The 22,326-nt window shown below is 60.3% G+C and carries 16 protein-coding genes; 11 read left to right on the top strand and 5 right to left on the bottom strand.

Annotated features, from left to right (window positions below; genetic code table 11):
* Positions 1–2: 2 nt before the first annotated feature.
* The 7 genes from ispG to V3W39_RS15115 all read left to right on the top strand — a co-directional run bounded on the left by ispG (position 3) and on the right by V3W39_RS15115 (position 7,962).
* Positions 3–1,112 carry a flavodoxin-dependent (E)-4-hydroxy-3-methylbut-2-enyl-diphosphate synthase gene (gene ispG / locus V3W39_RS15145; protein ID WP_003209666.1) on the top strand — a complete coding sequence of 370 codons (1,110 nt, stop codon included), beginning with the start codon at positions 3–5 and terminating at the stop codon, positions 1,110–1,112.
* Between the two features lie 23 nt (positions 1,113–1,135).
* On the top strand, positions 1,136–2,425 hold the full coding sequence (gene hisS / locus V3W39_RS15140) for a histidine--tRNA ligase (RefSeq protein WP_330212891.1): 1,290 nt from the start codon (positions 1,136–1,138) through the stop codon (positions 2,423–2,425).
* A 40-nt stretch (positions 2,426–2,465) separates the two neighbouring features.
* Complete coding sequence (locus tag V3W39_RS15135) at positions 2,466–3,107, top strand: YfgM family protein (RefSeq protein ID WP_177047046.1); 642 nt, start codon at positions 2,466–2,468, stop codon at positions 3,105–3,107.
* Positions 3,100–4,251, top strand: a complete 1,152-nt coding sequence (gene bamB, locus V3W39_RS15130) for an outer membrane protein assembly factor BamB (RefSeq protein WP_177047044.1) — start codon at positions 3,100–3,102, stop codon at positions 4,249–4,251. Before V3W39_RS15135 ends, bamB begins: the two co-directional genes overlap by 8 nt.
* A 205-nt stretch (positions 4,252–4,456) precedes the next feature.
* Entirely contained in the window at positions 4,457–5,926 is a 1,470-nt protein-coding gene (der, locus tag V3W39_RS15125; RefSeq protein WP_088423691.1) for a ribosome biogenesis GTPase Der, read from the top strand.
* Positions 5,927–6,034: 108 nt separating this feature from the next.
* Positions 6,035–7,183: a pyridoxal phosphate-dependent aminotransferase gene (locus V3W39_RS15120; RefSeq protein WP_330212890.1), complete on the top strand. Its 1,149-nt coding sequence runs from the start codon at positions 6,035–6,037 to the stop codon at positions 7,181–7,183.
* A complete protein-coding gene (locus tag V3W39_RS15115) occupies positions 7,171–7,962 on the top strand; it encodes an amidohydrolase (protein ID WP_177047040.1) in 792 nt (263 codons plus the stop codon). Before V3W39_RS15120 ends, V3W39_RS15115 begins: the two co-directional genes overlap by 13 nt.
* Positions 7,963–8,160: 198 nt before the next feature.
* On the opposite strand, the gene leuA is transcribed toward V3W39_RS15115, so the two are convergent.
* The 5 genes from leuA to V3W39_RS15090 all read right to left on the bottom strand — a co-directional run bounded on the left by leuA (position 8,161) and on the right by V3W39_RS15090 (position 17,471).
* Positions 8,161–9,840 carry a 2-isopropylmalate synthase gene (gene leuA / locus V3W39_RS15110; protein ID WP_330212889.1) on the bottom strand — a complete coding sequence of 560 codons (1,680 nt, stop codon included), beginning with the start codon at positions 9,838–9,840 and terminating at the stop codon, positions 8,161–8,163.
* Between the two features lie 377 nt (positions 9,841–10,217).
* On the bottom strand, positions 10,218–14,228 hold the full coding sequence (locus tag V3W39_RS15105) for a membrane-targeted effector domain-containing toxin (RefSeq protein ID WP_330212888.1): 4,011 nt from the start codon (positions 14,226–14,228) through the stop codon (positions 10,218–10,220).
* A gap of 137 nt (positions 14,229–14,365) precedes the next feature.
* Positions 14,366–15,187, bottom strand: coding sequence for a peptidoglycan DD-metalloendopeptidase family protein (locus V3W39_RS15100; protein ID WP_177114788.1), 822 nt, complete (start codon positions 15,185–15,187; stop codon positions 14,366–14,368).
* Positions 15,188–15,190: 3 nt separating this feature from the next.
* Positions 15,191–16,570: an exodeoxyribonuclease VII large subunit gene (gene xseA, locus V3W39_RS15095; RefSeq protein ID WP_177129113.1), complete on the bottom strand. Its 1,380-nt coding sequence runs from the start codon at positions 16,568–16,570 to the stop codon at positions 15,191–15,193.
* 10 nt (positions 16,571–16,580) lie between these two features.
* Positions 16,581–17,471 carry a LysR family transcriptional regulator gene (locus V3W39_RS15090; protein ID WP_177047030.1) on the bottom strand — a complete coding sequence of 297 codons (891 nt, stop codon included), beginning with the start codon at positions 17,469–17,471 and terminating at the stop codon, positions 16,581–16,583.
* Positions 17,472–17,570: 99 nt separating this feature from the next.
* Between V3W39_RS15090 and V3W39_RS15085 the strand changes: the two genes are divergently transcribed.
* The 4 genes from V3W39_RS15085 to guaA all read left to right on the top strand — a co-directional run bounded on the left by V3W39_RS15085 (position 17,571) and on the right by guaA (position 22,264).
* Positions 17,571–18,338, top strand: coding sequence for a sulfite exporter TauE/SafE family protein (locus V3W39_RS15085; protein ID WP_177047028.1), 768 nt, complete (start codon positions 17,571–17,573; stop codon positions 18,336–18,338).
* A gap of 144 nt (positions 18,339–18,482) precedes the next feature.
* Complete coding sequence (locus V3W39_RS15080) at positions 18,483–19,031, top strand: hypothetical protein (protein ID WP_003209647.1); 549 nt, start codon at positions 18,483–18,485, stop codon at positions 19,029–19,031.
* 104 nt (positions 19,032–19,135) lie between these two features.
* The gene (gene guaB / locus V3W39_RS15075) at positions 19,136–20,605 is read left to right on the top strand and encodes an IMP dehydrogenase (RefSeq protein ID WP_010176852.1); all 1,470 of its coding nucleotides are present in this window, start codon (positions 19,136–19,138) and stop codon (positions 20,603–20,605) included.
* An 81-nt stretch (positions 20,606–20,686) separates the two neighbouring features.
* Positions 20,687–22,264 (top strand): glutamine-hydrolyzing GMP synthase, encoded by a 1,578-nt coding sequence (guaA, locus tag V3W39_RS15070; RefSeq protein WP_155581705.1) that lies wholly within the window; start codon positions 20,687–20,689, stop codon positions 22,262–22,264.
* Positions 22,265–22,326 lie beyond the last annotated feature (62 nt).

Here is a 22,326-nt window from a genome sequence, read left to right as displayed (position 1 = left end):
TCATGCACGGCGAATCTCCAATCAAACGTCGCGTATCGCGCAAGATCTGGGTCGGCTCGGTGCCGGTGGGCGGCGATGCCCCCATTGCTGTACAGAGCATGACCAACAGCGACACCAATGATGTGGCAGCCACTGTCGCCCAGATCAATCGTCTGGAAGCGGCTGGCGTCGACATCGTGCGGGTTTCTGTGCCGGACATGGATGCTGCCGAAGCCTTTGGCCGCATCAAGCAGTTGGTCAAGGTGCCGCTGGTCGCCGATATCCACTTCGACTACAAAATCGCGTTGCGCGTGGCCGAACTGGGCGTCGATTGCCTGCGTATCAACCCGGGCAACATCGGTCGCGAAGACCGGGTTCGCGCCGTGGTGGATGCCGCCCGTGATCGCGGGATTCCAATCCGCATCGGCGTCAACGCCGGTTCCCTGGAAAAAGACCTGCAAAAGAAATACGGCGAGCCGACTCCGGCTGCATTGGTCGAGTCCGCGTTGCGCCACGTTGAACACCTTGAACGCCTGAATTTCCAGGACTTCAAGGTCAGCGTAAAGGCTTCCGACGTGTTCATGGCGGTAGAAGCGTACCGCCTGCTGGCCAAGGAAATCGTCCAGCCATTGCACTTAGGGATTACCGAAGCCGGCGGTTTACGCTCAGGCACAGTGAAATCTGCGGTGGGTCTCGGTATGCTGCTGGCCGACGGGATTGGCGATACCATTCGCATCTCCCTCGCGGCAGACCCGGTAGAGGAAGTGAAAGTCGGCTACGACATTCTCAAGTCCCTGCATTTGCGTTCCCGTGGCATCAACTTCATTGCCTGCCCGAGCTGCTCGCGGCAGAACTTCGACGTGGTGAAAACCATGAACGAACTGGAAGTACGCCTCGAAGACCTGCTGGTGCCGCTGGATGTTGCGGTGATTGGCTGTGTGGTCAACGGGCCGGGTGAGGCCAAAGAGGCCCATGTGGGCCTGACCGGTGGTACGCCAAACCTGATCTACATCGACGGCAAGCCGTCGCAGAAATTGACGAATGACAATCTGGTGGATGAGCTGGAACGGCTGATCCGCCAGAAAGCGGCCGAAAAGGTCGAAGCTGACGCAGCGGTTATCGCGCGCGGCTGATCGAACGAATTTAAGGATTTGATGTGAGCAAGTCTCTGCAAGCCATTCGTGGCATGAATGACATCCTGCCTGAGCAGACGCCGCTGTGGCGCTACTTCGAGGGCGCTGTCGCGCGTCTGTTGGATAACTACGGTTACAAGCAGATCCGCATGCCGATCGTCGAGTTCACCGAGCTGTTCAAGCGCTCCATCGGTGAAGTGACCGATATCGTCGAAAAAGAGATGTACACCTTCGAAGACCGCAACGGCGATTCCCTGACCCTGCGTCCCGAAGGTACTGCCGCCTGTGTGCGTGCGGTGCTCGAACATGGCCTAACCGGCGGTGGCCAGCCGCAGAAGCTCTGGTACATCGGCCCGATGTTCCGCCACGAGCGTCCGCAAAAAGGCCGTTATCGCCAGTTCCACCAGATCGGCCTGGAAGTGTTCAACCTCGACGGTCCGGACATCGACGCCGAGCTGATCGTGCTGACCTGGCGCCTGTGGGGCATGCTGGGCATCCGTGATGCGGTCAAGCTTGAACTCAACAGCCTGGGCACCAGCGAATCCCGGGGCCGCTACCGCGAAGCCCTGGTTGAATTCCTGTCGGGCCACCTGGACAAGCTGGACGAAGACAGCCAGCGCCGCCTGAAAACCAACCCGCTGCGGGTACTGGACACCAAGAACGCCGAGACCCAGGCCGTACTCGTGGACGCGCCGAAAATGGCCGACTACCTGGACGACGAGTCCCGTATCCACTTCGAGGGCCTCAAGGCTCGCCTGGATGCGGCCGGTATTCCTTACGTCATCAACCCGAAACTGGTGCGTGGCCTCGATTACTACAGCAAGACCGTGTTCGAGTGGGTCACCGACAAGCTCGGCGCCCAGGGCACCGTGTGTGCCGGTGGCCGTTACGACGGCCTGGTCGAGCAGATGGGCGGCAAGCCGACCACCGGTGTTGGTTTTGCCATGGGTATCGAGCGGCTGATCCTGCTGCTGGAAACCCTGGAGCAGGTTCCCGAAGAAATCTCCCGTCAGGTGGACGTGTACTTCTGTGCCTTTGGCGAGGCGGCCGAACTGGTTGCCCTGGCCCTGAGCGAGAAGCTGCGCGACCAACTGCCGAACCTGCGCCTGCAAGTCAATGCCGGCGCCGGCAGCTTCAAAAGCCAGTTCAAGAAAGCCGACAAGAGCGGTGCGCTGTATGCACTGATCCTGGGTGATGATGAGTTGGCCCATCAAGTGGTAAGTTTCAAACCCCTGCGTGGTCAGGGTGAACAACAAAGCATTGCCTTTGATGCGCTTGCAGCGCACCTGGCCACCTGCATCGTGCAGGGTTGAAGCTGTCAAACAGCCGATTTAGCGATTAAGGAGTATTGGGGTGTCGAGTACTGATGATGACCAGCTGGCCGAGTTCAAAGACTGGTGGCAGCGCAACGGCAAGCCCCTGGTCACTGGCGGCTTGCTGGCTTTAGTAGTGGTGTTCGGCTGGCAAGCCTGGCACAAGTATCAGGCTAACCAGTCGCAAGGCGCCTCGATTATCTATCAGCAATTGCTGGAAACCACGCTGACGCCAAGCGGCAAGCCGGACCTCGCCCAAGTGGCAGACCTGGCCGGCAAGCTGAAGAGCGAATTCGGTGGTAGCACCTACGCGCAATACGGCAGCCTGTTCGTCGCAAAAGTTGCGGTGGACAACGGCAAGCTGGATGACGCAGCCTCCGAGCTGAAAGCCATCACCGACAAGCCGGCCAACCCGACACTGGGTGAAATCGCACGTCAGCGTCTGGCTCAGGTATTGGCGGCACAGAACAAGGCCGACGACGCACTGAAACTGCTCGACGGCGATGCTGACAAGGCATTCCTGGCCACTCGTGAAGAGCTCAAGGGCGACCTGCTGGTCCAATTGGGTCGCACCGACGAAGCCAATGCTGCGTACCAAAAAGCCAAGGCGGCGCTGTCTGATGAAGCGGCGGTCGGTGGCTTACAAATCAAGCTCGACGACTTGGCCAAAGGGGATGCGTGACGTGATCCGTTGGAAACATGCAGCATTGCTGGCTCTGGCCGTTTTGGCCGCGGGTTGCAGCAGCAACAGCAAAAAAGAACTGCCTCCGGCCGAGCTGACCAGCTTCAAGGAAGAAGTGGTCCTGCAAAAGCAGTGGAGCCGCTCCATTGGTGACGGTCAGGGCGACCTGTACAACCTGATGGTCCCGGCGATCGACGGTGACACCATCTTCGCCGCAGACTCCACCGGCGTTGTGGTCTCCATGGATCGCATGAACGGCGACGTCAAATGGAAGAAAGACCTCGAACTGCCTGTGTCCGGCGCCGTTGGCGTGGGTTCCGGCCTAGTGCTGCTCGGCACGCTGAAAGGCGATGTCGTGGCACTGGATTCGAGCACCGGTGAAGAGAAATGGCGCGCTCGCGTGACCAGTGAAGTGCTCTCGCCACCGGCTACCAACGGTGACGTGGTTGTGGTTCAGACCCAGGATGACCGTGTGATCGGCCTCGACGCCGCCACTGGTAACCAGCGCTGGTTGTACGACAGCACGCCGGCGGTCCTGACCTTGCGCGGTACCAGCGGTCCGGTTGTGACCAGTAACTTGGCACTGGCAGGCCTGTCGACCGGTAAAGTGGTCGCCCTGGACACCCAGAACGGCGTGCCGGCCTGGGAAACCCGGGTCGCTATTCCTCAGGGCCGTTCGGAGCTGGACCGCGTAGTGGACATCGACGGTGGCTTGCTGCTGTCGGGTGATACCCTTTACGTCGCCACTTATCAGGGCCGTGTCGCGGCGCTGGACGTACAGAGCGGCCGGATCAACTGGCAGCGTGATGCTTCCAGCTACGCCGGTGTCGCCCAAGGGTTTGGCAGCGTCTACGTAAGCCTGGCGTCCGGCACCGTTGAAAGTGTCGACGAGCGTTCCACCACTGCATTGTGGAGCAACGACTCTCTGGCCCGCCGTCAACTGTCGGCACCGGAAGTGTTCTCCAGCTACGTAGCGGTAGGCGACTTTGAAGGTTACCTGCACCTGCTGAGCCAGGTGGACGGTCGCTTCGTGGGTCGCGAACGCATCGACAGCGACGGCCTGCGTGCCCGTCCGCTGGTGGTAGGCAACATGCTTTACGTGTATGGCAACAGCGGCAAACTGGAAGCGCTGACCATCAAGTAAGAACTATGCTTGGGGGGCTACCCCTCAGGCAGCTTCACCTGTAGGAGCAAGCTTGCTCGCGAAAATCGTCAACGATAACGCGTGCAGTCTGGATAAACGCGGTGCCTTTGCGTTTTTCGCGAGCAAGCTCGCTCCTACAGTCGAGCACCAGCCGCTGCCTTGCAGCGGCTTTTGTATTTTCTGAAATAACGAAGTGGAGAGCCGCATGGTTCCCGTAATCGCCCTGGTGGGCCGACCGAACGTCGGCAAGTCCACCTTGTTCAACCGCCTGACCAGGACTCGCGACGCCATCGTCGGCGACTTGTCCGGTCTGACCCGTGATCGCCAATACGGTGAGGCAAAGTGGCAAGGGCGCTCCTACATTATTGTCGACACCGGTGGTATCTCCGGTGACGAGCATGGCATGGACGAAAAGATGGCCGAGCAGTCGCTGCTGGCCATTGAAGAAGCCGATGTCGTGTTGTTCCTGGTGGACGCCCGCGCGGGCTACACCGCTGCCGACCAGATGATTGGCGAGCACCTGCGCAAGCGCAACAAGCGTTCCTACGTGGTGGCCAACAAGATCGACAACATCGATCCTGAGATGGCCCGTGCCGAATTCAGCCCGATGGGCCTGGGCGACGCGATTCCGATCGCCGGTGCCCACGGTCGTGGCATCACCCAGATGCTGGAAATCGCCCTGCGCGACTTCCCGCGTGATGACGTGGATGAAGTCGAAGGCGAAGAAGAGATCGTTGCCGAAGGCGAGGAGGCCAAGCGCATTCCTGGCCCAAGCGAAAAAGACGGTATCAAGATCGCGATCATCGGCCGCCCGAACGTCGGCAAGTCGACCCTGGTCAACCGGATGCTCGGTGAAGACCGGGTCATCGTCTATGACGAGCCTGGTACCACCCGCGACAGTATCTACATCCCGTTCGAGCGTAACGACGAGAAGTACACGCTGATCGACACAGCCGGTGTGCGCAAGCGTGGCAAGATCCACGAGGAAGTTGAAAAGTTCTCGGTGGTGAAAACCCTGCAGGCGATCAAAGACGCCAACGTGGTGATCTTCGTCATGGACGCCCGCGAAGGCGTGGTAGACCACGACCTGAACTTGCTGGGCTTTGCCCTGGAAGCCGGTCGCGCCCTGGTGATCGCGATCAACAAGTGGGACGGCATGACGCCGAGCGAACGTGATTTCGTCAAGATCGAGCTGCAGCGTCGCCTGTTCTTCGTCGAGTTCGCCGATATCCACTTTATCTCGGCACTGCACGGTACCGGCGTGGGCAACCTCTACGCTTCGGTGCAGAACTCGTTCAAGTCCGCGGTCACCCGCTGGCCAACCAACCGCCTGACCCAGATTCTTGAAGATGCGGTCAGCGAGCACGCGCCACCGATGGTCAACAACCGTCGGATCAAGCTGCGTTACGCTCACTTGGGTGGTGCCAACCCGCCGATTATCGTGATCCACGGTAACCAGCTGGAGAAAGTGCCGAAGTCTTACGTGCGTTACCTGGAAAACACCTATCGCCGTGTCTTGAAGCTGGTCGGCACGCCGATCCGTATCGAGTTCAAGGGCGGTGAGAACCCGTACGAAGGCAACAAGAACAGCCTCACCGACCGCCAGGTAAACAAAAAGCGCCGGATGATGACGCACCACAAGAAAGCCGACAAAAAGCGCCGCGACAAGCGCTGATCCTGATCGGTTGAAAAAGGGCTCTTTCAGAGCCCTTTTTTGTGCCTGGCGGTTGACCCTTCGCGGCATGCAGCTTAAAACTTGGAGCTCACCGCAAGGGGCGCCCCGATGATCACCAGCAAGCTGCCGAATGTCGGCACCACCATCTTCACCACCATGTCACAACTCGCTGCCGAAACCGGTGCGCTCAACCTGTCCCAGGGTTTTCCCGACTTCAACGGGCCTCAGGGTTTGCTTGATGGCGTGGGCAAGCATATCGCCCTCGGCCATAACCAATACGCCCCCATGACCGGCCTGTCGGTACTGCGCCAGCAAGTGGCGGCCAAGATCGCCCGCAGCTATGGCGCAACGGTGAATGCCGACAGCGAAGTGACCATCACCCCAGGCGCCACCGAAGCGATCTTCTGCGCGATCCAGGCGGTGATCCGCAGTGGTGATGAGGTCATCGTGTTCGATCCTGCCTACGACAGCTACGAGCCCTCGGTAGAGCTGGCGGGCGGTCGCTGCGTGCATGTGCAACTGGGCCTGCATGACTTCGCCCTGGACTTTGAGCGGCTGCGTGCTGCGTTGTCACCGCGCACCCGCATGATCATCCTCAACAGCCCGCACAATCCCACAGGCGCCCTGATCAGCCGTGCCGAGCTGGACCAGTTGGCCGAGTTGATCCGCGACCGCGATATCTACCTGGTCAGCGACGAGGTCTACGAGCACCTGGTATTCGACGGTGTGCCCCACGTCAGCGTGCTGGCCCACGAAGAGCTGTACCAGCGTGCGTTCGTGGTCAGCTCGTTCGGCAAGACCTACCACGTCACGGGCTGGAAAACCGGCTACGTTGTCGCGCCGCCGGCCCTCAGCGCCGAGCTGCGCAAGGTGCATCAATATGTCAACTTTTGCGGCGTGACCCCGTTGCAGTACGCTTTGGCAGACTTCATGGCCGAACACCCGGAGCATGTCGAGGAGCTGCCGGCTTTCTATCAAGGCAAGCGCGACCTGTTCTGCGACCTGCTGGAACCTTCGCGTTTCAGCTTTACCCGGGTGGCCGGTACCTACTTCCAACTGGTGGATTACTCACAGATTCGCCCGGACCTGGATGACGTCGCCATGTCGCTGTGGATGACCCGCGAACATGGCGTGGCCACCATCCCGGTCTCGGTGTTCTACCAGAACCCACCGCAAGGCCAGCGCCTGGTGCGCCTGTGCTTTGCCAAACGCGAGGAGACGCTGCGCCAAGCAGCCGAGAAACTATGCGTGATCTGAGTACGTTACCCAACCTGAACATTGCCCTGGTGCAAACCACCCTGGCCTGGCACGACCGCCAGGCCAACCTCGAGCATTTCGATCTGCTGCTGGAGCAGGCGAGGGGGGCCGACCTGATCGTGCTGCCGGAGATGTTCACCACCGGTTTTTCGATGGAATCGGAAACGCTCGCCGAGCCCGAAAACGGCCCCACCCATCAATGGCTCCAGGCCCAGGCGAAGAAGTACAACGCGGTGATCACCGGCAGTGTGATCATCCAGGCCGCCGACCGCAGTCATCGCAACCGCTTGCTCTGGGCGCGCCCGGATGGCGAGGTGTTGCACTACGACAAGCGCCACTTGTTCCGCATGGCCGGTGAGCACGATCACTACACCCCCGGCGAGCGTCAGGTGCAGTTCGAACTCAAGGGCTGGCGGATTCGTCCGTTGATCTGCTACGACCTGCGCTTCCCGGTGTGGAGCCGTGACGCCCAGGACACTGACTTGCTGCTGTACACCGCCAACTGGCCGGGCGCACGGCGACAGCACTGGAACCGCCTGCTGCCGGCACGGGCCATCGAAAACCTGTGCTACGTGGCGGCGGTGAACCGAGTGGGCACCGACGGCAAGGGCTTTGCCTATACCGGTGACAGCCAGGTCCTGGACTTCCAGGGAGAAAGCCTGCTGAGCGCAGGGGAGGCGGACGGCGTGTTCCAGGTGTGCCTGGATGCCTCGGAATTGGCGGCGTATCGCACACGCTTTCCGGCGAACCTGGATGCGGATAGCTTCGAGTTCACCTGAACGGTTTTCGTCGCCTGATAGATTGCTATCGCGGGCAAGCCCGGCTCCCACATATGATCTGAGTTGTCTGGAGGAAGGCATTCCCCTGTGGGAGCCGGGCTTGCCCGCGATGGGGCCCTGACAGCCACCACAAATTCTGAGCCCAAAAAAGGCCCCTGGACGCTCATCCAGGGGCCTTTTGCATTTGCGCGGCAGTGTTTACGCCGCTTTCGCTTCCAACTGGCTCAACGAACGGTTCAGCGCGCTGAACACGGCCTTGAAGCTCGCCGTGGTGATGTTTTCATCAATGCCCACGCCGTGCACCGGACGCTCACCGTTCACCCGCAGCTCAATGTAGGCTGCGGCCTTGGCATTGGTGCCCGCGCCAATCGCGTGCTCGTTGTAGTCCATGATCTCCACGCCAATCGGCAGCCCGGCCACCAGCGCTTCCAGGGCGCCGTTGCCTTTGCCGTGCCAGCGCAGGTTGGTTTCGCCCTGGCCCTTGCCGGAGACTTCAACTTCCACCGAGCTGTTGCCGTTCTCTTCCTGCAAGCGATGGCTCACCAGCGCGTACGGCGTGTTGGCTTGCAGGTATTCACGCTGCAACAGGCTGTAGATCTGCGCTGCGGTCATCTCCAGGCCCACACGGTCGGTCTCGGCCTGTACCACCTGGCTGAACTCGATCTGCATGCGGCGCGGCAAGCTGATGCCGTATTCCTGCTCCAGCAGGTAGGCGATGCCGCCTTTGCCCGACTGGCTGTTGACGCGAATCACCGCCTCGTAGCTGCGGCCAATGTCGGCCGGGTCGATCGGCAAGTACGGCACTTCCCACAGGGTATCGTCTTTCTGCTGGGTGAAGCCCTTGCGGATCGCGTCCTGGTGGGAGCCGGAGAAGGCGGTGTGAACCAGATCGCCAACGTACGGGTGGCGCGGGTGCACCGGGATCTGGTTGCACTCTTCGACGACTTTGCGGATGCCGTCGATGTCGGAGAAGTCCAGCTGCGGGTCGAGGCCCTGGGTGTACATGTTCAACGCCACGGTCACCAGGTCGACGTTACCGGTACGCTCGCCGTTGCCGAACAGGCAGCCTTCGACGCGATCAGCGCCGGCCATCAGGCCCAACTCAGTGGCGGCGACGCCAGTGCCACGGTCGTTATGGGTGTGCAGGCTGATGATCACGCTGTCACGGCGGTTGATATGGCGACCGAACCACTCGATCTGGTCGGCATAGATGTTCGGGGTGGCGCATTCAACGGTGGCTGGCAGGTTGAGGATCACCTTGTGCTCGGGCGTCGGGTTCCAGACTTCGATCACCGCGTCACAGACTTCCTTGGCGAACTCAAGCTCAGTGGCGCTGAAAGTCTCTGGCGAGTACTCGAATGTCCACTGGGTTTCCGGCTGCTGGGCAGCGTATTTGACGAACAGCTTGGCCGCGTTGACGGCGATGGCCTTGATGCCGTCCTTGTCCTGGTTGAACACGATGCGGCGGAACGACGGTGAGGTGGCGTTGTACAAGTGAACGATGGCTTTCTTCGCGCCGCGCAGGGATTCGAAGGTGCGGGCGATCAGGTCTTCACGGCCCTGGGTCAGCACCTGGATGGTGGTGTCCGCGGGGATGTGGTTGTCTTCGATCAGGGTGCGCACGAAGTCGAAATCGGTTTGCGAGGCAGCCGGGAAGGAAGCTTCGATTTCCTTCACGCCGACGGCGACCAGGGTCTTCCAGAAGCGCAGCTTTTTCACCGCGTCCATCGGTTCGATCAGCGACTGGTTGCCGTCGCGCAAGTCGGAGCTGCACCAGATCGGCGCGGCGGTGATGGTCTTCGACGGCCAGGTGCGGTCCGGGATATCAATGGTCGGAAACGCGCGGTACTTCGAAGACGGGTCTTTGAGCATGCTCATCGGGAAATCCTTTGTTTAGGGGCCGAGAAGAGGCGGCCTGCCGTAGAACTGTTATTGGGGATAAAGCAGAAGACGAGGCAGATCGATTCAGCCTGGCAGTCGTGCGCTGACTAGGCACAGGCTGCGGTGCTGGCGAAGCTGAATGAGGGTGTGAGAGGTTTTCATAGGTCCAACCCTAACCGCGGGGCGTAAGGATGGCAAGTTGTGAAAAAAAATTGAGATAACTTCTAATTTATTTTGTTTTTTCGCTATTTTATTGTCGTTTTTATTGTTTTGTGTTTGTTTTGTTGCTGCGTGCTCCGCTTGCACGCAATCATCATTGATGGGGCCGTGCTGCTTTCAAGCGGCACGGCCTGGGTGCAATTGCGGTATATCTCCTAGAGGGTGATTTTGTCGATGTTGTAGTCGATATGAATATCACCAATCGGTTCGGGATTGCTCATACCTTGCAGCAGTTTCAAAGGCGGGGGAGGCGTGTAGGGTGGCTGGCTGACGATACTCCCATCACCTTTAGGGGTCGGAGAAATGGACACCCCGACGCTTCCCGTCAGTTCCGAGATGCCCGGAACATTCTCATAAGTATTCATATGTGCATTGCCCACAACGGCCACGAACTTTTCGCCAGCAGGGGTCTGATTGATGATTTGGGTGGCGGCGTAGTTCAACTCTTGCAAGCGCTGTTCATAGAAACGAACGTTGGTGCTCCTCTGGGCGCGGTTGTCGCTGTGGAATGTCAACTCTCGATGTTCCAGGCCAATGACCTTGATGCCGTGTTTGTCTGCGGCATTGATCACGTCCAGCGTTGTAGGGCTGTTTGGTGAGTAAGCCTCGTCATAGAGCCTTGGCGCATAAATGGCGTCTTCAAGAGCATAGGCGCCTGCGCCAAACCCAGGTCCTCTCTGGAGAAAAAGGCCTCCCTCCAGATAGATTGTGGTGACGCCTGCGTTTTTTAGTGTTTGCATTTGATCGATCAAGAATTGAAAACTGGCCGGTTCGTCATGGAGCTCGCCCAGCACCAACCCCTTTACGTCTGCTTGGGCAAGAGCGTCCTGAACGATGCTCTTGGGCGTTGCGTTGACCCCAATGGGTGGAAGTTGAGGGCGTGCAGGCATTTGCCCCGAAGCCATGCTGGTGTAGAAGTCATTCATGTCTCGCTGGAACCAGCGCCTCAGTTGACCGATAGTGGCAGCGTCAGCGTTAAAGTCACCCGCCCCACTTCCTGTGATAACACGGTTCAGATACTCATCCAGCGGTGGTGAAGCTCTGCCGCGGTGTCGCCTGCCACCGGGCAGTTCGCTCAGGCGCCACTCCCCATTTCCGGCTGCCAGCAGGGATGCCTTTATTCGGCTGCTTTTGGGCACCGTCAGGGGCGCGCTGGGGTCCACGATGTTGACCATCCCGCTACGCGCATGAAATGCCGAGTCGATCTGATAGACCTTGTTGGTCCCCGTGCTGTCGGTAAAGCGGATGTACCAATTGTCGCCGACGTTGTACGTTCCGTCGGGCCTCAAGGGGCGGCCCTGAATCAGTTCGTTGGGTACGGCATAGGCGCTGAGGTCGCGGTTGGGTAGCGCCTGCGTCGAGGAACCTGGGCCGGACGGTGCCGGCAGCGCTCTGGGGACGGTACGCGTTGCCGCCGTCACGGGCCTTAAGGGCGGCGATCGATACAGCGGAATGCCCGCTGCGGAAGTCGCAAAATCTGCGTAGATCAATCGTCCCAGGGCCGGGTTCTTTATCAGGGCTGGCAGTACTTTGGTGTTGGCGCGCAAGGCTTTCACGCCCGCCTTGCCGAGCCGGATTCCCAGCGATACGCCTTTACCTGCCACGGGCAACAGGTCGAGGAATATCGAGGCGACTTCGATGCCGAACTGAATCTTGTTGGTCTTCGATTGAGCCGCGACTTCCGCGCTGCTGATGGACTGGGCGTCGGCGTTGTCTATCAGCATTTTGACCTGTTGTTTATACAGCTCATCCTGGATATTTTCGCTGATCGGCTTGAGCTTGTTGCCAATGTCCTTGGTCTTGGGAGCGTTGATGAGTAGGTTGGCGAGGGTTATCTGGGGGTTCGTGAAGGTAGTGATCCAGTTTGAATTCGCCCTGTCCGCCAGTTGTGTAACGCTGTCTTTTTCTACCGGCGACTTTCTGTTGGCGGTGTAGAGTTGCCATTCTTTTTTTGCCATCAGGGCATTCAGCGCGCTTTGGTCCGCCACCTCTCGAAACACCACGCCGTCGGGCGAATCCGGTGTGTACAGCACCAACGGTGAGTCGCTCTGGTTGCCGATGACCATCACCCCTTGAACTGTTAAACCATTCTGGACGAAGGCGTTTGCGACAATGGTTTTACCGTCGACCTGTGCACGGTTGGCCGGGTGGGGATGTTTCAGGACCGCGGCGACCCATTGCGCACCGCGCTTGGTGGTGGTGTTGGTGGTGGCCGCAGTCTTGTAGGCATCGGGATTGAGCTCTGCGAGAAAGGCCTCTTTCTCCATCAGGTCGGCCAAGTTGGCTTTCCAGGCGCTACGCACTTCGCCGGCACGGCCTGAATCGGTGTCAGTCGCCAACTCCCTGCCAAGCAGCTCGGTGTATTCGCCCCCTGCATCTGCCGTATTGACCAGCGTTTTGAGTTGGTCCGTGTCCAGGGTCACGGGGTTGCCGTTGGCGTCGAGTATCGGCTTGCCCTGTGTGTCCTTGAGCGGCAGCGTGAAGGTGACCTGAGTGTGTTTCCCGCTCTCGCCTGCTGGAAACTCGGTGGGGTTTTTCAGGGCCAGATCGGTCAGTGACAACTCACGGTTTTGCACGCTGCGTGTTTCGTTACCACTTGGTCGACCGGTGTGGATTCGGGTATTGGTTTGCACCTGAACCATCAATTTATCCGCATCCACCTGCGCAGTCGGGTACTGCTTTTGGATCGCCTCATTCATCCGGTCTCGTGCAAAGTTCGGCAATGTCGTGATCTTTTCCAGCAGTGGCCTCAGTCGGCTCGCGCTTTTCTCCTCTGCGCGTTCCAAGTGCGCGAAAAGGGCCGCTTTGACGGGGGGCAGGTTTTTCAGCCAGTCGGGTTGCAGTTTGTCGGCCAGTTTCTGGTTGCGTGCCTGCATGGCGTTGCTGCCATCCAGCAGGTAGGACCAGTCGGCAGCCTCATCAATGACCGGGTGCAATGGATAGGTGAGTTGGGTGGATATTTTTGCAAAGCTCGCGTTGATTTCGGCCTGCTGGCGCTTGAGCAATTGAGGTATCCCTTCAGCCAGCACATCCCCTGCAAGGGGCTCGACGCGGAGCATCAGGTCGTCCCCGGTGGGTGGGTTCGGCCGGTTTTGCAACGATAGCGGTAGCGTCTGCAACAGCAGGTCGGCGTCTATTGCGCCTTGATCCAGGCGTTGCGCCAACGTTTCGCGTGCCTGGGCGGGGGTTGCGAACTCTTCGAAGCCTTCGCCGGGTGTATACAGCACGACCGGGCCATTGGCCTCGTCGAGCGCCAGGGATCTGCCTTTGGGCCAGGTCGGCGGGGTGGAGAAGGCCCCGTCAGTCTGGGTGATGAGAAAAGTGCCCGCGAGCAAAGCACCACGCTCGGTGCCGTCATCCAGGGTGAGCGGATACACACCCGGACGGGCGCCATCGGCAAAGACGTTCTCCCGTTCGGCGAGTGTGGGGTATTGCAGTGCGGCGTCGATCAGTTGTTTTCCTGCCGGGCTCAGGGTGCCATCGCTTGCGCGCAAGGCTGCCAGTGTCGACAGTTGGCGCTTGTGCAGGGTCAACAGCTCGTCCTGCGGCGCCTTCAGTACCAGTGGGTTTGTTTTTGACGGGCGTGGTGTTGTCCAGAAGGCGAGTGTCGCCTCGGGATATTGCGTGGTGATGTGCTGGGCGATGGTGCTTAACGAGTGCGTTGTGTCGATGAGTGCGGGCGGTTGACTGGCTTTGCCTTGGCTGAATATGCCCGACTGCACGTTGGCGCCTTCGTCGGTATTCTTCCAGGGCTGACTCGACAGTTCTGCAATCTTTTTATCCAGTGCCTCCAGAAGCGGTTGTTCAGAGAGTGTCTTGATAATGCCGTCGCTTTGTCTGATCCAGCGTTTGAAGGTCAACGTTGCTGGATTGAGATGAGGCTGGTCGGCAAGCATCGCGGCCACTTGTTGCAGTTGGACATCCTTGAAGTTCGGTTGCTGGCCATGCAGCTTTTGCATGGCGAGCGCGAGGGAGTTGTGTTGAGTGATGAAGGCTTGCTGATCGCCGACGTTGAAGTGTCCCGCGAGCGTTGAGCGTTGCTCCGGTGGTATGCCTGTCGAGCCGGGCAACGGGGCAGGCTGGGTGATATTGGCGGCGGACGTCAGTGCGAAGGCGGGCGGCTGGATCGAAGGGCGATGTATCGGCGTCACGGCGGGACTGACCATAAACGAAACCTCACAGTATTTGAATGTCGTCGTTACGCTCCTTGTAAGTCGTCAGATGGGTGAGGGTTCACGGTGAGTCGGTTCCTGATGAAACTGTAAACAAAGTGCGCCGCACCGATTCGGGTGCAGCGCAGCCTTCAAGGCTGAAACGCCCCGATAAAGATCGCCGGATCAACCCGAGCGTCGTTCAGGCTGATGTTCCAATGCATATGCGGTCCGGTCGCCCGGCCCGTGGAGCCGACCTTGCCCACCACTGCACCGCGTGCCAGTTGCTGGCCCACGCTCACATCAATCTTCGACATATGGCAGAACATGCTGATAAAGCCCTGGCCATGGTCGACAAACACGGTGTTACCGTTGAAGAAGTAGTTACCGGTGAGAATCACCTTGCCCGCCGCCGGCGTCTTGATCGGCGTTCCTGCGCCCACGGCAAAATCCAGCCCCGAATGCGGATTACGCTCCTCGCCATTGAAGAAACGCCGTACGCCGAACTTGCTCGACAGCGGCCCGTTCACCGGCTTGTCCAGCAACAGGTTGCTCGGTGTATTCGGGCTGAAACTGCGATACGCCTTGAGCTGGACCGCCAGCTCGCCTTCGATGCGTTTGAGTTGCGCCGGGTCCGGGTTCACCTGGCTTTTGTTCTTCAAGGTGATGTGCTGCTCGGGGTACTTCTTGAAACCGACGATAAACGGCAGGTTCTGGCTGCCGCTGGTGATGCGCTGGGTGCCGGGTTTTACCGTCAGCGGAATACCGACAATGGCCAGCCAGTTGTTCTGCTCCTTCACCACCAGCACTGGCCGGTTCAGGTAAGTGGCCTTGGGCGCCGTCGCCGAAGGGCCGAGGTCGATCACCGCGACGCCGCCGGGCACCGGCTTGTTCAGCAGCCGGGTGATGTAGCTGTCGGCGTGGGCATTGAAGGTCAGGCACAACAGCATCAACAAACTTAAAAAGCGTGGCATCAATCAATCCAGTAACGAGAGGGTGACGGGCGTCAGGTGGTTGTCTTCCACCCGCACCTGCAATTGGCCTTCACCGAGGCGCGCGGTGAGGCGCTGGCCGGTGTGGGTTTGCGCGGCATTGCGAATCGCCTGGCCGCGTTCGTCCAGCAGGATGCTGTAGCCACGGCCGAGGGTCGCCAGCGGGCTGACCACGTGCAGCGTCTGCACCTGGCTTTGCAGTTGCAGGCGACGGGCCTTGAGGCCTTCGCGCATGGCGCGGGGCAGGCGCTCGGCGAGGCTGTCCAGGCGTTGGCGCAGCAGGGCCAGTTGGCGGCCGGGGTGTTGGCCGGCGAGACGTGTTTCCAGGCGGATCAGCCGTTCGCGACGAGTATTCAGGCTGCGCTCAAAGGCCCGGCGCAGGCGCATGTCCAGGTCGTCGAGGCGTTGGGCTTGCTGGCGCAGGCGCTCGCCCGGATGACGCAGGCGACGGGCCATGCCTTCCAGGCGCAGGCGGTCGTGGCTCAGGCGGTTGCGCATCAGCATCACCAGGCGGCGGTGCAGATTCTCTACCTGGCGAGTCAGGTGACTGGAGTCCGGCGCTAACAGCTCGGCAGCGGCGGAAGGGGTAGGCGCACGCACGTCGGCGACAAAGTCACTGATGGACACATCGGTCTCGTGGCCGACCGCACTGACGATGGGCGTCACGCAGGCGTCCACCGCACGTGCCACGGCTTCTTCGTTGAAGCACCAGAGGTCTTCCAGCGAGCCGCCGCCACGAGCCAGGATCAATGCGTCAAAGCCGCGGGCATCGGCCAGCTTCAGGGCGCGGACAATTTGCGCCACGGCCTCACGGCCTTGCACGGCCGTCGGGATCAACGTCAGTTCGACGTTGGGCGCCCGGCGGCGGAATACGCTGATGATGTCGCGAATCACCGCGCCAGTGGGCGAGCTGATAATCCCGATGCGCCGAGGGTGGGCGGGCAGCGGCACCTTGCGCTCGGCACTGAACAAACCTTCGGCGCTGAGTTTTTCCTTCAGTGCATCAAAGGCCAGGCGCAACGCGCCATCACCGGCCGGCTCCACCGTGTCGAGAATCAGCTGATAGTCGCCACGGCCTTCAAACAGCGAGACCTTACCCCGTACCTTCACCGCCAAACCGTCTTTCAACGCCTGGCGCACCCGTGCGGCGTTCTGCCGGAACAGTGCACAACGCACTTGGGCGCCGCTGTCCTTGAGGGTGAAATACACGTGGCCGGAGGCCGGGCGGGCGAGGTTGGAGATCTCGCCTTCAACCCAGATATTGGTGAACACGTCTTCCAGCAACACCCGCGCGCGGCCGTTGAGCTGGCTGACAGTCAGGACTTCGCGGTCCAGGCCCAGACGGGCAAAGGGATCTTTAATCATGGGCGGCAGTTTATAGGCATTCGTGCAGGGTTTGACAGAACTGCTCCACCAGCGCGCTCGGCGTTTGCTGGCAGGCGAGGGCGACGGTGCTTTGGCAATCGGGATCGGCCAGGGGCAAAAAGTGAATGTTGGCCGGCGCGATGTCCTGCATCGATTCCGGCAGCAGGGCAATCCCGAATCCGGCCTGGATCAGCTGCAACTGCGTGGTCTTGCGCGACATCACCCGGGCTGCCTTGGGGAAAAATCCGGCACGCATGCACAACTCGGCTGACAGGTAACTCAGCCCTCCGCGTTGGGGATGAGGGATAGAGATAAACGCTTCGTTTTTTAACTGCGCCAAATCTATACCGGATGTGTGCCCGGCCAACCGATGGTTCGGCGGCACCGCCAATAGCAACCGCTCGCTGTATAAAGGCACGATGCGCACGCCTTCGCGCTGGCGCAACACCGGCAAGCGCAACAGCCCGACCTCCAGCCGACCGTCGGCGATTTCTTCCAACTGCGCTTCGGAGGACAGTTTGGCGATGTCCATTGAAACGCCCGGGCATTGCTCCAGCCAGGCGCCGATGCCGCGCAGCAAGCGGCCACTCATCGGCACTGTGCTCGAATGGCTCAGCCGCAGCGTCCCGAGCTGGCCGTTGCCCACCTGTGTCGCCATCTCACTGGCCTTCAGCAGCTCGCCCAGCAGGTTACGTGCCCGCGGATAAAACGCTTCGCCCGCGGCTGTCAGCCTTGGTTGGCGTGCGGTGCGCTCAAACAGCGGCGTTTGCAGCAGGTTTTCCAGCTCCTTGATCTGCCGGCTCAGCGCCGATTGCGCCACAAACAGCCGCTCGGCCGCCGCGCTGAAGCTGCCGCTCTCGGCGATTTCGACGAAGTAACGCAATTGCCGGGTGGAAATCACAAGTCATGCCTTTTCGAGATGAGTGATGGGCTTTGAAGATATTAGTCGCAACGCTCGCCGATGGCTAAAGTGATGGTCATCTTGAATAAGGAAGACTTCATGAGCCCGGTCGAACTGTTGAGTCACTGGTCATTGGGTGGTGTGGACTGGCTGGTGATCGGCGTGGCGATTGCCCTGGCCTATATCGTGTTCGGCATCGCCGGTTTTGGCACCGCGCTGGTGGCGGGGCCGATCCTGATTCTGTTCATGCCGCTGTCGAAGATCATCCCGTTGCTGGTGTTGCTGGATTTTGTCGCGGCTTTCGGCAACCTCCTGCAATCGCGGCGGGATGTGGTGAAGCCGGAATTGCTCAGGTTGCTGCCGTGCATGGCGATTGGCTGCACCCTGGGGGTAATCTTCCTGCTCAACCTGCATTCGGATTTATTGCTGCTGCTGATGGGGCTTTTCATCAGCGCCTACGCGATCTACAGCCTGGCGGTGAAGGTCAAGCCCACGCAGATGGCGGCCGGTTGGGCGATTCCCATGGGTGTGGTCGGCGGATTGTTCGGGGCGTTGTTCGGCAGTGGTGGCTTTTTATATGCGATCTACCTCAACAGCCGCTTGCCCAAGGACGGTGCGCGGGCGACCCAGAGTGCGTTGATCAGCTGCAGCACGGTGGTGCGCCTGAGCCTGTTCCTGATCGCCGGCGTGTATGCCGAGCTACCTTTGTTGATGTTGGCGGTGTGCCTGTTGCCGGCCATGGCGCTCGGGCTGTGGGCGGGGCGTCGGCTGACCCTGCGCATGTCCCGCGAGGCGTTCGTGCGGCTGGTGACCTGGCTGGTGCTGGCCAGCGGCATTGCCTTGATTGCCCGTTACTTGAGTACTTGACCTGTGGGTGTCAGGGATTAAGCTGCCGTGCTCTAGGGCCCCATCGCGGGCAAGCCCGGCTCCCACAGTTGATCGCATTCCAATGTGGGAGCCGGGCTTGCCCGCGATGAGGCCAGAAGCCACACCGCAGGACACCCAGGCACCATGAATTCCCAAAGCATCCTTGTCCCCAAGATCTCCACCTTGCCCGTCCACGAACCCCGCGCCCGGGCGATCGTGCGCTGGCTGGTGCGCAAGAACATCGTCAAGGAAGAACTCACCACCTGCGGGCGCACCGGCAATCGCATGGGCTACGCCCTGGCCGACGGTGCCCGCGCCGTGGTGCTGCACCCCGACGCGCTGCCGTTCAACGAGCCGATCAACGGCCTGGAGATCATCTACAAGCGCTGCATCTACACCCCGGCCAAAGGCTTCCTGGAAGAAGCCGGTTGCCCCGAGTGCCTCAAGGAAGTCGGCGAAGCCCTGTTCGAAAGCCTGGAAGACTGGATGCCCGGCCACACCGACAACTTCACCTGCCCGCTGTGTGGGCATGAAGACGACATCAACGGCTTCCTGTTCCTGCAGGAATGCGGCTTCTCCAACCTGGGATTCATCTTCAATAACTGGGCGGAGGCGGGGTTCAAGCAGAGTTTTATCGACGAATTTGCCGACTGGCTGGACCAGAAGATGAGTTGGGTCAAAGTCGAACTTTAATCCATCTATCAGTATTACCAAGTTTGTCAGAGTTTTACATTGAACCCGAGGGGGTGTCTGACTATAATGGCGCGCTTCCATTTTCCCGCTCGGGAGCCCCCGCGATGCTGCGTATCAGCCAAGAAGCTCTGACATTCGACGACATTCTCCTAGTGCCCGGTTATTCCGAGGTGCTTCCTAACGAAGTCAGTCTCAAGACCCGCCTAACCCGTGGCATCGAGCTGAATATTCCTCTGGTTTCCGCTGCCATGGATACCGTCACTGAAGCCCGTTTGGCAATCGCCATGGCTCAGGAAGGCGGCATCGGCATCATCCACAAGAACATGACCATCGAGCAGCAAGCTGCCGAAGTGCGCAAGGTCAAGCGTTACGAAGCCGGTGTGGTCAAGGACCCGATCACCATCGAGGCCGATGCCACCGTTCGTGACCTGTTCGACCTGACCCGCCTGCACAACATCTCCGGCGTTCCGGTACTGCACGATGGCGACCTGGTCGGCATCGTCACTTCCCGTGACGTGCGTTTCGAGAACCGTCTTGAAGTCACCGTCCGCGAAGTGATGACGCCTAAAGAGCGCCTCGTTACTGTCAAGGAAGGCGCTGACAAGAACGACGTTCGTGAGCTGTTGCACAAGCACCGCATCGAACGCGTACTGATCGTCGACGACAAATTTGCCCTCAAGGGCATGATGACCGTCAACGACATCGAAAAAGCCAAGGCTTACCCGCTGGCCAGCAAGGACGACCAAGGTCGCCTGCGCGTTGGCGCTGCGGTCGGCACCGGCAAGGACACCGGCGAGCGCGTCTCGGCCCTGGTAGCAGCCGGCGTTGACGTGGTGGTGGTCGACACTGCCCACGGTCACTCCAAAGGTGTGATCGACCGCGTGCGTTGGGTCAAAGAGAATTTCCCTGAAGTACAAGTGATCGGCGGCAACATTGCCACCGGCGCTGCCGCCAAGGCACTGGTTGCTGCGGGCGCAGACGCGGTCAAGGTCGGTATCGGCCCTGGCTCGATCTGCACCACCCGTATCGTTGCCGGTGTAGGCGTGCCGCAAATCAGCGCCATCGCCAACGTTGCCGCTGCCCTTGAAGGCACCGGCGTACCGTTGATCGCCGACGGCGGCATCCGTTTCTCCGGTGACCTGTCCAAGGCCATCGTGGCCGGTGCTTCCTGCGTGATGATGGGCTCGATGTTCGCCGGTACCGAAGAAGCGCCGGGCGAGATCGAACTGTTCCAGGGTCGTTCGTACAAGGCTTACCGCGGCATGGGTTCCCTGGGCGCCATGTCCCAGGCTCAAGGTTCTTCCGACCGTTACTTCCAGGACTCCTCAGCGGGCGCCGAGAAGCTGGTACCGGAAGGCATTGAAGGGCGTGTTCCGTACAAGGGCACCCTGAGCGCCATCATCCATCAACTGATGGGCGGCCTGCGTTCCTCGATGGGCTACACCGGCAGCGCCGACATCGAAGAAATGCGCACCAAGCCTGAGTTCGTGCGGATCACCGGTGCCGGCATGGCCGAGTCCCACGTCCACGACGTACAGATCACCAAGGAAGCGCCAAACTACCGCGTAGGTTGATGCTTCCAGCAAAACGTTAAGTAACCGGGGCTGTTCTTCAGCCCCGAGTTGTTTCTGAATTACATAGACGAGACTGACTCCATGGCCCTCGACATTCACGCCCACCGCATCCTGATCCTCGATTTCGGTTCCCAGTACACCCAGCTGATCGCCCGCCGCGTGCGTGAAATCGGCGTGTACTGCGAACTGCATCCGTTCGACATGGACGACGAAGCGATTCGCGAATTCGCTCCAAAAGGCGTCATTCTCGCCGGCGGCCCCGAGTCCGTGCACGAAGCCAACAGCCCGCGTTGCCCGCAGGCAGTGTTTGACCTGGGCGTGCCGGTCTTCGGTATCTGCTACGGCATGCAGACCATGGCCGAGCAACTGGGCGGCAAGGTTGAAGGTTCCGAGCTGCGTGAATTCGGTTACGCTCGTGTCGACGTGGTCGGCAAGAGTCGCCTGCTGGACGGTATCGAAGACCACATCGACGCCGACGGCCTGTTCGGCCTCGACGTGTGGATGAGCCACGGTGACAAGGTCACCCGGATGCCGGAAGACTTCCACATCCTGGCCAGCACCCCGAGCTGCCCGATCGCCGGCATGTTCAACGACGAGCGCGGCTACTACGGCGTGCAGTTCCACCCGGAAGTGACCCACACCAAGCAAGGCGGTCGCATCCTGTCGCGCTTCATCCTCGACATCTGCCAGTGCGAAGCGCTGTGGACCCCGTCGAAAATCGCTGAAGACGCCATCGCCAACATCCGTGCCCAGGTCGGCACCGACAACGTCCTGCTGGGCCTGTCCGGCGGTGTTGACTCCTCCGTGGTCGCGGCCCTGCTGCACAAGGCCATCGGCGACCAACTGACCTGCGTGTTCGTCGACAACGGCCTGCTGCGCCTGCACGAAGGCGAGCAAGTGATGGCCATGTTCGCCGAGAACATGGGCGTCAAAGTGATCCGCGCCAACGCTGAAGACCAGTTCCTGAACAACCTGGCCGGCGAGTCCGACCCGGAGAAGAAGCGCAAGATCATCGGCCGCACCTTCATCGACGTATTCGATGCCCAGTCCAACAAACTGGACAACATCAAGTACCTCGCCCAGGGCACCATCTACCCGGACGTGATCGAGTCGGCTGGCGCCAAGAGCGGCAAGGCCCACGTGATCAAGTCCCACCACAACGTGGGTGGCCTGCCTGAGGAAATGAACCTCAAGCTGGTAGAACCGCTGCGCGAACTGTTCAAGGACGAAGTCCGCCGTTTGGGCCTGGAACTCGGCCTGCCGTACGACATGGTCTACCGCCACCCATTCCCGGGCCCGGGCCTGGGCGTGCGGATCCTCGGTGAAGTGAAGAAGGAATACGCCGACCTGCTGCGTCGCGCCGACCACATCTTCATCGAAGAACTGCGCAAGGCCGACTGGTACCACAAGGTCAGCCAGGCGTTCGTGGTGTTCCAGCCAGTCAAGTCGGTTGGCGTGGTCGGCGATGGCCGTCGTTACGCCTGGGTTGTGGCCCTGCGTGCGGTAGAAACCATCGACTTCATGACCGCCCGTTGGGCACACCTGCCGTACGAACTGCTGGAAACCGTCAGCGGTCGTATCATCAATGAGATCGAAGGTATTTCGCGCGTGACTTACGACGTGTCGAGCAAGCCGCCGGCGACGATTGAGTGGGAGTAACAGGGCTCCCGGCACGGACTAGAGTGCGGCGCTAGATTCGGAGTAGCGCAGGAAGGGATTTA

The organism is Pseudomonas sp. Z18(2022) (assembly GCF_036346535.1).
Classification (GTDB): domain Bacteria; phylum Pseudomonadota; class Gammaproteobacteria; order Pseudomonadales; family Pseudomonadaceae; genus Aquipseudomonas; species Aquipseudomonas yamanorum_A.
The sequence above is the reverse complement of the archived record's forward strand: the minus strand, read 5'-3'. Positions and strand labels throughout refer to the sequence as shown.